Origin of the sequence: Streptomyces sp. CA-210063, from assembly GCF_024612015.1 — a bacterium.
Lineage (GTDB): Bacteria > Actinomycetota > Actinomycetes > Streptomycetales > Streptomycetaceae > Streptomyces.
In genome coordinates, this window is the sequence record NZ_CP102512.1 from 5926344 (window position 1) to 5938641 (window position 12298).

The following is a 12298-nucleotide window of genomic DNA, read 5'->3' on the forward strand; positions in this document are numbered from 1 at the left end:
GGCGCACTCGTGAGACGGCGTAGGAGAGAAGCGATACCTGTGAGCGCAGCGACCACGCGAAGCCGCACCCCCGACCGCCTGTGTGCCGAGGCCGTCGACCTTGCCCGCTCCGCCGCCGAGGAGGCCGCCGCCCCCGGTGTGGTGGGCGAGCACGCGGGGCTCGTCTCCGAGGGCGACCGTGTTGTCACGCACTTCTTCGAGTGCAAGGAGATGGGCTACCGCGGCTGGCGCTGGGCCGTCACCGTCGCCCGGGCCTCCCGCGCGAAGTCCGTGACGCTGGACGAGGTGGTCCTGCTCCCGGGCCCCGACGCGCTGCTCGCACCGGAGTGGGTGCCGTGGAGCGAGCGGCTCCGGCCCGGTGACATGGGTCCCGGCGATCTGCTGCCCACCGACGCCGAGGACCTGCGGCTGGAGCCCGGGTACACCGGCGAGGACGAGCCGCTGCCGAACTCCCCGGTCTCGCACGACATGGCCGAACTGGTCGAGGCGGAGGACGCCGAGGTCACCGCCGGTACGCCGGCGCATCTGCCGCTCGCGCCGACCCGGGGGTCGATCGCCGCGGTCGCCGAGGAACTGGGCATGCGGCGGGCCCGCGTCCTGTCCCGGTACGGGCTGCACACGGCCGCGGACCGGTGGGAGGAAGGGTTCGGGGCGAAGACCGCGATGGCCCAGGCGGCACCCGCGTCCTGCGTGAGCTGCGGCTTCCTCGTGCCGATCGGGGGGTCGCTCGGGCAGGCCTTCGGGGTGTGCGCGAACGAGTACGCGCCGGCGGACGGGCGGATCGTCTCCCTGACGTACGGGTGCGGGGGGCACTCGGAGGCCGCGGTCATGCCGAAGCCGCCGCAGCCGGCTCCGCCGCGGCTCGACGAGACGCGGGTGGATCCGTTCCCGCTGCGGCCGTCGCCGGATTCGGGGTCGGTGCCGGTGGGAGTCGATGAGACCGAGGCCGAGGCCGACCTGGGGCACTCGTAGGTTCGCCTGAGAGCTCGGGTGGGTGGGGTTGTCGGGCGGGTGCGGGTGAGTGGGGGCTGATCGCGCAGTTCCCCGCGCCCCCAAAAGACTCCGGGCGCGACCCATGCCGTTAAGGGGCGCGGGGAACTGCGCGAGCAACCACACACAACCCGCACCCGCCCGACACACAGGCACCCCCACCCCCCTGGGCGCCCGGCCTAAGCGGCGCAGCGACGCGGTACCTTCGTGATCCAGGCGACAGGGAAGGTGAACCGTGAGCAAGTTCGTGCGGCCGGCGGCCGAGGGTGCGGACCCGTTCGGGACGGCTCGGCTGCGGCGGGGCGTGCTCGATGCCTGGGCGACCAGTCCGGCCAGGTTCCGTGAGGATGCCAACGCCGAGGAGGATCTCGTCCTCGGCGGCTACCGGGACCGTCTCGTCGTGGAGCTGGCGCAGAACGCCGCCGACGCGGCGGCCAGGGCGAAGGTCCCGGGGCGGCTGCGGCTCACCCTCCGGGACGGCGTCCTCGTCGCCGCCAACACCGGCGCCCCGCTCGACGCGGCCGGCGTCGAGTCGCTGTCCACACTGCGCGCGTCCGCGAAACGGGAGCCCGCTGACAGCACGGGCAGCACGGGCAGCACTGACCGCGCTGTCGGCGCGGTGGGCCGGTTCGGGGTCGGATTCGCCGCCGTGCTCGCCGTCACCGACGAGCCCGCTGTCGTCGGGCGGCACGGCGGTATCCGGTGGTCGCTCGCCGAGGCCCGGCTGCTGGCCGCCGACGTCGCCCGGCACAGCCCGGGGCTGGGGGACGAGATCCGCCGACGGGACGGGCATGTGCCGCTGCTGCGGCTGCCGTTCGCGGCCGAGGGAAGCGCGCCGGACCCGTACGACACCGTCGTCATCCTGCCGCTGCGCGACGCGGCCGCCGCCGATCTCGCCGAGCGGCTGCTGCACGCGATCGACGACGCGTTGCTCCTCGCCCTGCCCGGCCTCGACGAGGTGATCGTCGAGAACGGCCCCAGCGAGGTACGGACGTTGCGACGGCGCGTGGAGGGGCCGTACGTCGTCGTGGAGGACTCGCGGGACGGGGTCACGCGCTGGCGTACCGTCGCCGGGCACGGGGCGATCGAGGCCCCGCTGCTCGCGGACCGGCCCGTCGAGGAGCGGCTGCGGCCGTACTGGTCGGTGACCTGGGCGGTGCCGACCGGGCCCGACGGCGCGCCGGTACGGCCGCGCACCAGCCCCGTCGTGCACGCGCCCACACCCAGCGACGAGGCCCTCGGCGTGCCCGCGCTGCTCATCGCCTCCTTCCCCCTGGACACGACCCGGCGGCACGCCGCGCCCGGGCCGCTCACCGACTTCCTCGTGCAGCGCGCGGCGGACGCGTACGCCGAACTCCTCGCCGCCTGGCAGCCGGTGACCGAGGGGATCATCGACCTCGTGCCCGGCCCGCTGGGCAAGGGCGAGCTGGACGGCGCCCTGCGTCAGGCGATCCTGGAGCGGCTGCCGCGGACCGCGTTCCTGCCGCGTGCGGTGGCGCCGCCCGCGCGGGACGGCCGGCTCCAGGACGCCGCGGCGGCGGTGGAAGCCCCGGAAGCCGACACCTGGCCCGACGTCCCCAATCCCTTCCGGGGCCGCGAGGACTCCGGCATGCCGTCCGCCGAGGGCGCCGAGACCGACGAGTGGGCCGACGCACCCTTCGCGCTCTGCCCCCGGGACGCCGAGGTCGTCGAGGGTGCCGGGGCCGAGACCGTATTGGTGCTCGCGGACGTCCTGCCCAGCCTTCTGCCCGCCGGGCTCGAACGGCGTGCCGAGCTGCGGACGTTGGGTGTCGCGCGTGTGCCGCTGGGTGACGCGATCGACCGGCTCGCGGGCCTGGAGAAGGCGCCCGACTGGTGGCGGCGGCTCTACGACAGCCTCGCGGGCGTCGACCCGGACCGGTTGTCCGGACTCCCGGTGCCGCTCGCGGACGGGCGGACCACGATCGGGCCCCGGCAGGTGCTCCTGCCGATCCCCGACGGGCCGCAGACGGGCCCCGAGATCCTCGCCCGCCTCGGTCTGAAGGTCGCGCACCCGGACGCCGCGCATCCGCTGCTGGAGAAGCTGGGCGCCCTGCCCGCGACCCCGCGCGCCGTGCTCACGACTCCGCAGGTGCGGGCCGCCGTCGCCGCCTCCCTGGACGACGAGGGCGGCGTGTGGGACGAGGAGGACGGCCGTCCGGACGCCGACGAACTCGCGGAGCTGGTCCTGACCCTCGTCCGCGACGCCGCCCTCGACCCGGGCGACGAGCCCTGGCTCGGCGCCCTCGCCCTCCCCGACGAGGACGGCGAACTGGCCCCCGCCGGTGAACTCGTCCTCCCCGGCAGCCCCTTCGCCCAGGTCATGCGCCAGGACGAACTCGCCTTCGTGGACGCCGAGCTGGCCGACCGCTGGGGCGAACAGCCGCTGGCCGCCTGCGGAGTCCTGGCCGACTTCGCCCTCGTACGCGCCACCGACGTCGTCCTCGACCCGGACGAACTGGAGCCGCGCGACGGGGACTTCGCCGAACCCGACGACGCGGGGCTGCTCGACGCGGTGGACGTGTGGTGCGAGGACATCCTCGACCGGTTCCCGGACAGCCCGGTACCGCCCGTCGCGACCGAGCTCGTGGCCGTGCGCGACCTGGACCTCGTCGACGAGGACCGCTGGCCGGAGGCGCTCGCCCTGCTCGCCCGGCCGCCGCTGCGCGACGCCCTCGTCCAGCCCGTACGGATCCTGCTCCCGGACGGCACGCACGAGGTCGTACGCCCGTACACGGCTTGGTGGTTGCGCGGGAACCCGGTCCTGGACGGCCGCCGCCCGGCGGGCCTCCTCGCGGCCGGCGGTGACCCGCTTCTGCACGGCCTGTACGACGAGGCCGACGCCACCGGCTTCGACGACGAGCAGGTGCTGCGGGCGCTGGGCGTGCGTACGTCGGTGGCCGCGCTCCTGGACGAGCCGGGCGGCGCCGCCGAGCTGCTGGACCGTCTGGCCGACCCGGACCGCCCGGTCAGCTCGGCTCAACTGCACGGCCTGTACAGCGCGTTGGCCGACCTCGACCCCGAACAGGTGACCCTGCCGGACGACCTGCGGGCCGTGGTGGACGGCGAGGTGACCGTCGTGGACGCGGCCGACGCCGTGGTCGTCGACTCCCCCGACCTGCTGCCCTTCACCTCCGGCGTCCCCCTCCTCCCCGTACGGCCCGCGCGGGCCGCCGAGCTGGCCGAGCTGTTCCAGGTGCGGCGGCTGAGCGAGTCGGTGACGGGCGAGGTGGACTCGGAGGGCACGGAACACGACGTACCGGAGTCGGTACGGGTCCTGCTGGGCCCGGCCACGCCCTCGTCGTACGTCGAACACGAGGAACTGGTCGTGGACGGCGTTGAGTTGGACTGGCGCCGGACCCGGGACGGCGTGCTGCACGCTTCGACCGTGGAGGGCGTCGCGGCCGGCCTGGCCTGGGCGGCGGGCCAGTGGCCGCGCCGCTTCGAGGTGGCCGCGCTGCTGGAGGACCCGTCCAGGACTCAGGAGTTGGCGCGGGACCGCTGGTTCGACTGACGGGAGCTTTAAACCCTGCGCATGTGATCTGCGCAACATTCACCAAACTAGTTCACAACTCGTACAACCATTCCCCCGAGCCGCGTGTCGTGTCTGGTGAGCCACCAGGCTCACCAGACCATCGGGCCCCGCGTGACAGCTTCCTGCCGCGGGACCCCTTCCACGTGGGGAAAACATTGCGCAAGCGTGTTGCTCTGGGCGCCGCCATCACCGGTGCCCTGGCTCTGACCGCCGTCATCGCTCCGGCCGCGCAGGCTGATGACAAGTACGGCAACATCTCGGTCTCCGGCGTCTCCGTCAACGGCGGCAAGGCCATCGTCCTCGGCTCAACGGCGAAGAAGACGGTCAAGCTCTCCTTCACCGTCACGGACAACTCCGGCGTCAAGATGGCCACCGGCTACCTGTTCCACGGCAAGAACATCGACACCGCGGACAGCGCTGTCCTGCCGAGCAAGGACCCGTTCACCTGCAAGAAGGTGACCTCCACCAAGTCGACCTGCTCGGCGAACTTCACCTTCACGCCCGGTTCGAACGCCATCAACAAGGTCGCCGGTACCTGGAAGACCTGGCTGATCGCCCAGGCCAAGGACAACAACTACGTCCAGAAGGACAACGCCAGGTCCTTCAAGGTCCTGCGCGCCAGCCAGCTCGCGGGAACCAACGCTGCCCCGGAGCCGGTGAAGAAGGGCGCGACCGTCACCGTCACCAGCAAGCTGACCCGCGCCAACTGGGACACCGGCGTGAACGGCGGCTTCGGTGGCCAGCCGGTGGTCTTGCAGTTCAAGGCGAAGAACGCGTCCTCGTACAAGACCGTCAAGACGGTCAAGAGCTCTTCCACGGGCGCCCTGTCGACCACGGTCAAGGCGGGCGTCGACGGTTCGTACCGTTACGTCTTCGCGGGCACCGCGGCCACGGCGGCCTCGAACGCCGCGGGTGACTTCATCGACGTGAAGTAAGCAGCGAGCCCCAGGGCTCACGCGGCAGGGGACGCGCCGGATGAACCGGCGCGTCCCCCGACGCACCAGATCACGCGGGTCAACGGACTCGCGGTCACCCCGGGCCCCATGTGACGACACCCGTCGGGCCCACTTCTCCACCGGGGGAACGCATGCGTATTCGTGCCACCGTGGCCGCCGTCTCCGGCGCCCTCGCTCTCTCCGCCTTCGCCGTCCCGGCCGCACAGGCCGACGGCTCGGCGGTCCCGGACTGGCAGGCGGTCTCCGCCGGTGCCGGGCAGTCCGCCTTCGGTGCCGCCACCGCCGCCGACGCGGACGTGGCGACCCTCGACGTCTCCTTCTCCGGCATGAAGGTGAACAACGGCAAGGCCATTGTCGTCGGCACCAAGAAGGTCTCCGTGCCGGTGACGTACACGCTCAAGCACGCGGCCGGCGTCGACGTCACCTCCGAGAACTTCCTCAACGGGCCGTTCCTGTACCTCAAGTCGCTGCCCACCTCGGTCGGGCAGGCCTTCACGGACCCGGTCCTCTTCGGCGACGAGCCGGCGACCTGCAAGGCCACCTCCGCGACCACCGCCAGCTGCAAGGCGCTCATCGACATCCGGCCGGCCGCCGGTGACCTCCTGAACTCCGGTGCCGCCACCTGGAAGGCGGGCGCCCTCGCCATCCAGGCCGACGACAGCAGCGGAGAGCTGACGGGCGAGAAGTGGCAGGGCAAGCTCGGCACCAGCAAGCTCCAGCGCCACTCCAAGCTGACGGGCACCAACGCCTCGCCGGAGCCGGTGAAGAAGGGCAAGACCCTCACGGTCACCAGCAAGCTGACCCGCGTCAACTGGGAGACCGAGAAGTACGCGGGCTACGGCGGCCAGTCGGTGAAGCTGCAGTTCAAGAAGAAGGGCACGTCCGTCTACAAGGACGTCAAGACGGTCAAGACGTCCTCCACGGGCGTTCTGAAGACCACCGTCAAGGCGACCGTCGACGGCACGTACCGCTACGTCTTCTCGGGTAGCGCGAGCACGGCGGCCGTGACTGCGGCGGCCGACGCCGTCGACGTGAAGTAAGGCCCACGCGCCGCATGGAAAGGGCGTTGCGACCGGCTACCGGTCGCAACGCCCTTTTTTTCGTGTGTGGAGTTATTCGGCCGTCTTCGGCGTCAGGGGGCTCTTCGCCCCGCTGATCGCGAAGTAGATCACCCCGGCGACCGCGACCCCGATGAACCAGGAGTACGGGCCGAGGGTCGCGCCGTACGTGGTGGGGCCGTAGACCGGGAGGATGCTGGAGAAGACCGCGCCGATGGCGGCGGCGACGAAGGCGCGGATGTTCCAGCCGCCCTGGAAGCGGTACTCGCCGTGCTCCTTGTAGAGGTCGGGGACGTTGAGCTGGGCCTTGCGGAGCAGGTAGTAGTCGACGACCAGGACGCCGAAGATCGGGCCCATGGTCGAGCCGATGGCGTTGACGAAGCTCGGGGCGTTGTCCCACGGGTGGAGCGGGTACAACAGCAGCGCTATGACGGCGGCGATCAGGCCGCCTCGGCGGAACGTGATGTGCTTCGGGGCGACGTTGGCGAAGTCGAAGGCCGGGCTGACGAAGTTGGCGACGACGTTGATGCCGAGGGTCGCCACCGCGAAGGTCAGGGCGGCCAGCAGGACGAGGAACGCGCTGTCGAACTTGGCGGAGATGGCGGCCGGTTCGAGGATGACCTCGCCGTAGACCTTGCTCGCGGAGGCCGTGGTCAGTGCCGCGACCAGCGAGAACAGGATCAGGTTGACCGGCAGGCCCCAGACGTTGCCCTTGCGCAGGGTCTTCTCGTCCGGTGTGAAGCGGGCGAAGTCACCGAAGTTGAGGAAGAGGGCGGCGAAGTACGTCACCCACGTGGCCGCGATGGCGGCGATCGCGGCGAAGGAGCCGGGGGTCACGTCCAGGCCGGTGGCGCTCTTGGCCAGGGTGGCGAGTTCGCCGTCGGACATGTCCACCGAGAAGGAGAGCGTGCCCGCCTTGACCGACAGGCCCACCGCCAGGATCAGCATCATCAGCCAGACCGCCGGGCCCGCGAAGTCCTGGAAGCGGCGGACGGTCTCCATGCCCTTGCTGATGATCAGCAGCTGGGCGGCCCAGACGACGAGGTAGCAGATGACCTCCAGACCGGTGTGGTCGAAGAGGGTGCTCGTCTCGTGCAGGTTCTTCGGGCCGTCGTAGCGGACCAGGAAGGCGACGATCGCGCCGGCCGCCGCGCTGGTCTGGGCGCCGTACCAGAAGGTGGCGACGACCGCCCGGACGAGCGCGGGGACGTTGGCGCCGAAGGTGCCGAAGGAGGCGCGGGACAGCACGGGGTACGGGACGCCGGTCTTCACGCCCGCGTTGCCGATGAGCGTCATCAGCCAGTAGATGATCAGCGAGCCGACGCCGATGCCGATGAGGAACTTGAAGGTGTTCCCGGCGACGAGGAACAGGCTGGCGGCGAGGAAGTAGCCGAACAGACTGTGTACGTCGGAGGTCCAGACGTTGAAGATGCTGAACGCGCCCCATTTGCGTTCGGTGGCCGGGGCCAGGTCCTCGTTGTAGAGCCTGGGGGAGTACCCCTCGGGCATCGGTACGGGCGTCGTACCTCTGCTCCCGGTCTCCGCGCCGGTGGCGTCCGTGGTTTCCGTCATCGTGCTTCTCTCCCTGCGCGGGCCGCCCCAACGGCGCTCGATCGCGTACAGGGAACGGTCGCGACATTTCTCCTGGATGCCGCGCACGTAACTTCCCGGTCAACGGAATTTCCGTTCCGTCATGCGGATCCGAGCAGGCGCTATGCCGGGAACCGCCGGTCCACCCACTTCCACAGGAACTCCAGCGCGGCCGACGCCCCCGCCGCGATGGCGACCGCCACCCACGGCATCGTCGTACCGACCAGACGCAGCGCGAAGAACTCCTGGAGCCAGGGCACGACGAGGACCAGCAGGAAACCGGCGCCCATGGCGGCGACCAGGCCGAGCCGCCACCAGGTGTACGGGCGGGCGATGATGGCCAGCACCCACATGGAGATCAGGAAGAGGGTGAGGGTGGCGGCGCTGGTCTCGGCCTCCAACGCGCCCTCGCCCGCGTAATAGTGACGTGCGATCAGATACGTGGCGAAGGTGGCCACGGCCGCCAGGACGCCCCCCGGGATCGCGTACCGCATGACCCGCCGTACGAAGTGGGGTTTCGCGCGTTCCCTGTTGGGGGCCAGGGCGAGGAAGAAGGCCGGGACGCCGATCGTCAGGGTGGAGAGGAGGGTCAGATGGCGGGGGAGGAAGGGGTACTCCACCTGCCAGCACACCACCAGGATGGCCAGGAGCACCGAGTACACCGTCTTGACGAGGAAGAGGGTCGCGACCCGTGTGATGTTGCCGATCACCCGGCGGCCCTCCGCGACCACCGACGGCAGCGTCGCGAAGCTGTTGTTGAGGAGGACGATCTGGGCGACGGCCTTCGTCGCCTCCGAGCCCGAGCCCATCGACACCCCGATGTCGGCGTCCTTCAGCGCCAGTACGTCGTTCACGCCGTCGCCGGTCATCGCGACCGTGTGGCCGTGGGACTGGAGGGCGCCGACCATGTCCCGCTTCTGCTGCGGGGTGACCCGGCCGAAGACCGTGCCGGAGTCGAGCGCCGTCGCCATGTCGTCGCGTTCGGCGGGGAGCCGCCGGGCGTCGACCACCTGTCCGTTCAGGCCCAGCTTTCCGGCCACCGCGCCGACCGACACCGCGTTGTCGCCGGAGATGACCTTGGCCTGTACGTTCTGCTCCTCGAAGTAGCGGAGGGTGTCGGCCGCGTCGGGGCGCAGCCGCTGTTCGAGGACGACGAGGGCGGTGGGGCGGGCGCCGCGGGCGACCTCGGGGTCGTCGAGCTCGCGGGTGACGCGGGCGAGCAGGAGGACCCGTAGCCCCTCCTCGTTCAGGCGTTCGGTCTCGGTGAGGGCCGGGTCGTCGTCGGGGAGCAGGACGTCGGGGGCGCCGAGCAGCCAGGTGCTGGACGCGCCGTCGCCCTCGCTGAAGGACGCGCCGCTGTACTTGCGGGCCGAGGAGAAGGGCAGCGACTCGGTGCAGCGCCAGTCCTCGCTGTCCGGGTAGGCGTCGATGATGGCCTGGAGCGAGGCGTTCGGGCGGGGGTCCGATTCGCCGAGGGCGCCGAGGACCTTGCGTACGTACGACTCCTCGCTGCCGTTGAGGGGATGCAGTCCGGTGACGTCCATGCCGCCCTGGGTCAGCGTGCCCGTCTTGTCCAGGCAGACGACGTCGACCCGGGCGAGGCCCTCGATGGCGGGCAGCTCCTGCACCAGGCACTGTTTTCGGCCCAGGCGGATCACGCCGATCGCGAAGGCGACGGACGTCAGCAGCACCAGGCCCTCGGGGACCATCGGGACGATGCCGCCGGCGGTGCGGGCGACGCTGTCCTTGAAGTCGTTCTCCTTCACCACCAGCTGGCTGATGATCAGGCCGATCGCGGTCGGGACCATCATCCACGTCACGTACTTGAGGATCGTGGAGATCCCGGAGCGCAGCTCGGAGTGGACGAGGGTGAAGCGGCTCGCCTCTTCCGCCAGCTGGGCGGCGTACGCCTCCCGCCCGACCTTCGTCGCGGTGAACGCCCCGCCGCCCGCGACCACGAAACTGCCCGACATCACCTGGTCCCCGGGCTGTTTGACGACCGGGTCGGCCTCACCGGTGAGCAGCGACTCGTCGATCTCCAGGCCGTCGGTCTCGATGCACTCGCCGTCGACGACGATCTTGTCCCCTGGCCCGATCTCGATGAGGTCCCCGAGGACGATGTCGGAGGTGCCGACCTCGGCCGCCACGCCGTCCCGGCGGACCCTGGGTTTCGCCTCGCCGATCACGGCCAGGGAGTCGAGGGTCTTCTTCGCGCGCCACTCCTGGATGATGCCGATGCCCGTGTTGGCCAGGATCACGAAGCCGAACAGGCTGTCCTGGATCGGCGCGACGAACAGCATGATCAGCCAGAGCACGCCGATGATCGCGTTGAACCGGGTGAGGACGTTCGCCCGGACGATGTCCACCGTGGAGCGACTGCTCCGTACGGGGACGTCGTTCACCTCGCCGCGGGCGACTCGCTCCGCGACCTCGGCGGCCGTCAGGCCACGCGCCCGTCCGTCGGCCGAGGCGGCCGGGACGGGGGTGGGGTGCACAGGATCGAGGTCGGCGCCCGCGTCGATGTGCGTCATGCATTCGACGGTACGTGCGGATTTGGGCGTTCACCCGCCGAGTGCGCCAAAGTTCCGACCTGGGGAGGACGGGGGAGGGGCGGGATGGTGCCGTGGTCGTACGACCCGGTGGGGATCTCCTATGCGAGGTGCTACTCGACGGGTTCGACCGGCGTTACGTCAGCCGCTCCGGCGTTCGTGTCGGCCTCGGCCTCGGCCTTGCGCGCCGCGTCCCGCTTGATGGCCGCGTCCCGCCTGCGCACGTAGTAGATGCCGATGAATCCCAGCCCGCCTCCCGCCAGGCAGGTCCACACCCACCACGTGTGCCCGTGGTCCTCGTACCAGCCGTAGAACGGGAGCTGGACGACGAAGAGGACGAGCCAGAGGATCGTGCCGCCGATGATGGTCGACACGATGGGGCCCTCCAGGGGCTCCGGTGCCTCGTGCTTGGGGATCCACTTCGCCATGGGGCACAGCTTACGAGGCGGATGGGTCTACGCGCGAAGACCGCTATGTCAGGATCTCGGAGCGGGGCAGCACGCTGTCGCGCGAGATCCGGGGCGGTCGCGCATGTCATGGCCGCGAACGGCGTCACGCGTCGCCGCCGGCCCGCCGGGAGCGGGCCGGTCACTTGTGAGCGGCCCGGGTCACGTCACCCCGTAGAACTTCTCGGTCTCGTCGACGGCGGTCTGGAAGCGCTCGTCGAAGTCGTCGCGAATGAGCGTCCCGATCACGTAGTCCTGGACGCTCATTCCCCTTTTCGCCGCGCGGGTCCGGAGCCGGTCGAGCAGCTCCCCGTCTATCCGCAGGCTGAGCACAGTGGTCCCCATGTGTACGAGGGTCAGGGGTGCTCTGGTCTGTCGTGTCACGATCTGCGTATGAGTCACTCGTATGAGTGAGGACGACGGGCGGTTCGGTGTGCGGGGATGTAAAGGGGCGTGAGTGGCGGGGCTCACGGCGGCGGCTGTGGGGTTCCGGTGGTCGTTAGGGAGAGTAATGAGTTACGCTAAGGAACATGCCTGACCTAAACCATGGCGACGACGAGGCCGCTGTGAACGCGCTTCGCTCGGCCGTGATGCGCCTGTCCCGTCGGCTCAAGCATCAGCGGGTCGACGAGTCGCTGAGCCCGACCGAGATGTCGGTGCTCGGCACCCTCGCCCGCTGCGGCACCGCCACACCGGGCGAACTCGCCCGCAAGGAGCATGTGCAGCCGCCGTCGATGACCCGCATCGTCGCCCTGCTGGAGAGCAAGGGGCTGGTGAAGCTGGAGCCGCACCCCGAGGACCGGCGGCAGAAGGTCGTCACCCAGACCGAGCGGGCCGAGGCGATGCTCGAGGAGAGCCGGCGCAAGCGCAACGCGTTCCTCACCTCCCTCGTGGAGGGCCTCGACGAGGACGAGTGGGAGAAGCTCCGCGCGGCCGCGCCGGTGCTGGAGAGGCTCGCCCATCTCTGACCGGGCGCCCGGGCCACCGGGTGCGCCGGAGCCGTGGGGACGCGCCGGATCGACCGCCGGTACGCCCCGGCCTACAGCCCGTGCGCCGTCAGAAGGCGTGCATGGGGCGACCCGAAAACCAGCAGACAGAACAGGAGCGGTGAGGCTTACGCAACCGCAGGACACGCACGCGTTCCACGCAAGGAGGC

At 70.8% G+C, this 12298-nt stretch carries 9 protein-coding genes; 5 read left to right on the forward strand and 4 right to left on the reverse strand.

The features are described 5' to 3' along the window. Positions 1 to 39 precede the first annotated feature (39 nt). The 4 genes from JIX56_RS25915 to JIX56_RS25930 all read left to right on the forward strand — a co-directional run bounded on the left by JIX56_RS25915 (position 40) and on the right by JIX56_RS25930 (position 6539). The gene (locus JIX56_RS25915; RefSeq protein ID WP_257544028.1) at positions 40 to 972 is read left to right on the forward strand and encodes a DUF3027 domain-containing protein; all 933 of its coding nucleotides are present in this window, start codon (positions 40 to 42) and stop codon (positions 970 to 972) included. A gap of 253 nt (positions 973 to 1225) precedes the next feature. Continuing rightward, complete coding sequence (locus JIX56_RS25920; protein ID WP_257544030.1) at positions 1226 to 4522, forward strand: sacsin N-terminal ATP-binding-like domain-containing protein; 3297 nt, start codon at positions 1226 to 1228, stop codon at positions 4520 to 4522. A gap of 176 nt (positions 4523 to 4698) precedes the next feature. Then, positions 4699 to 5478, forward strand: coding sequence for a calcium-binding protein (locus JIX56_RS25925; RefSeq protein ID WP_257544032.1), 780 nt, complete (start codon positions 4699 to 4701; stop codon positions 5476 to 5478). A 152-nt stretch (positions 5479 to 5630) separates the two neighbouring features. Further along, positions 5631 to 6539: a hypothetical protein gene (locus tag JIX56_RS25930; RefSeq protein WP_257544034.1), complete on the forward strand. Its 909-nt coding sequence runs from the start codon at positions 5631 to 5633 to the stop codon at positions 6537 to 6539. A 72-nt stretch (positions 6540 to 6611) separates the two neighbouring features. Here the strand turns inward: JIX56_RS25930 and JIX56_RS25935 are convergent, their stop codons facing one another. The 4 genes from JIX56_RS25935 to JIX56_RS25950 form a co-directional block, all read right to left on the reverse strand. Then, positions 6612 to 8129, reverse strand: coding sequence for an NCS1 family nucleobase:cation symporter-1 (locus JIX56_RS25935; protein WP_257544036.1), 1518 nt, complete (start codon positions 8127 to 8129; stop codon positions 6612 to 6614). A gap of 140 nt (positions 8130 to 8269) precedes the next feature. Beyond that, positions 8270 to 10678 (reverse strand): cation-translocating P-type ATPase, encoded by a 2409-nt coding sequence (locus JIX56_RS25940; protein ID WP_257544038.1) that lies wholly within the window; start codon positions 10676 to 10678, stop codon positions 8270 to 8272. Between the two features lie 131 nt (positions 10679 to 10809). Further along, the gene (locus JIX56_RS25945) at positions 10810 to 11124 is read right to left on the reverse strand and encodes a DUF2530 domain-containing protein (RefSeq protein WP_257544039.1); all 315 of its coding nucleotides are present in this window, start codon (positions 11122 to 11124) and stop codon (positions 10810 to 10812) included. 180 nt (positions 11125 to 11304) lie between these two features. Beyond that, positions 11305 to 11487 (reverse strand): BrnA antitoxin family protein, encoded by a 183-nt coding sequence (locus JIX56_RS25950; protein WP_257544041.1) that lies wholly within the window; start codon positions 11485 to 11487, stop codon positions 11305 to 11307. A 185-nt stretch (positions 11488 to 11672) separates the two neighbouring features. Here JIX56_RS25950 and JIX56_RS25955 point away from each other — a divergent pair, with 185 nt between their 5' ends. After that, the gene (locus JIX56_RS25955; protein WP_257544043.1) at positions 11673 to 12110 is read left to right on the forward strand and encodes a MarR family winged helix-turn-helix transcriptional regulator; all 438 of its coding nucleotides are present in this window, start codon (positions 11673 to 11675) and stop codon (positions 12108 to 12110) included. Positions 12111 to 12298: the final 188 nt, after the last annotated feature.

Bases quoted from the DNA above. Each gene is read 5' to 3' on its own strand.
- JIX56_RS25930 (WP_257544034.1), top strand. From the start codon at position 5,631: ATGCGTATTCGTGCCACCGTGGCCGCCGTCTCCGGCGCCCTCGCTCTC.
- JIX56_RS25935 (WP_257544036.1), bottom strand. From the start codon at position 8,129: ATGACGGAAACCACGGACGCCACCGGCGCGGAGACCGGGAGCAGAGGT.
- JIX56_RS25940 (WP_257544038.1), bottom strand. From the start codon at position 10,678: ATGACGCACATCGACGCGGGCGCCGACCTCGATCCTGTGCACCCCACC.
- JIX56_RS25945 (WP_257544039.1), bottom strand. From the start codon at position 11,124: ATGGCGAAGTGGATCCCCAAGCACGAGGCACCGGAGCCCCTGGAGGGC.
- JIX56_RS25950 (WP_257544041.1), bottom strand. From the start codon at position 11,487: ATGGGGACCACTGTGCTCAGCCTGCGGATAGACGGGGAGCTGCTCGAC.
- JIX56_RS25955 (WP_257544043.1), top strand. From the start codon at position 11,673: ATGCCTGACCTAAACCATGGCGACGACGAGGCCGCTGTGAACGCGCTT.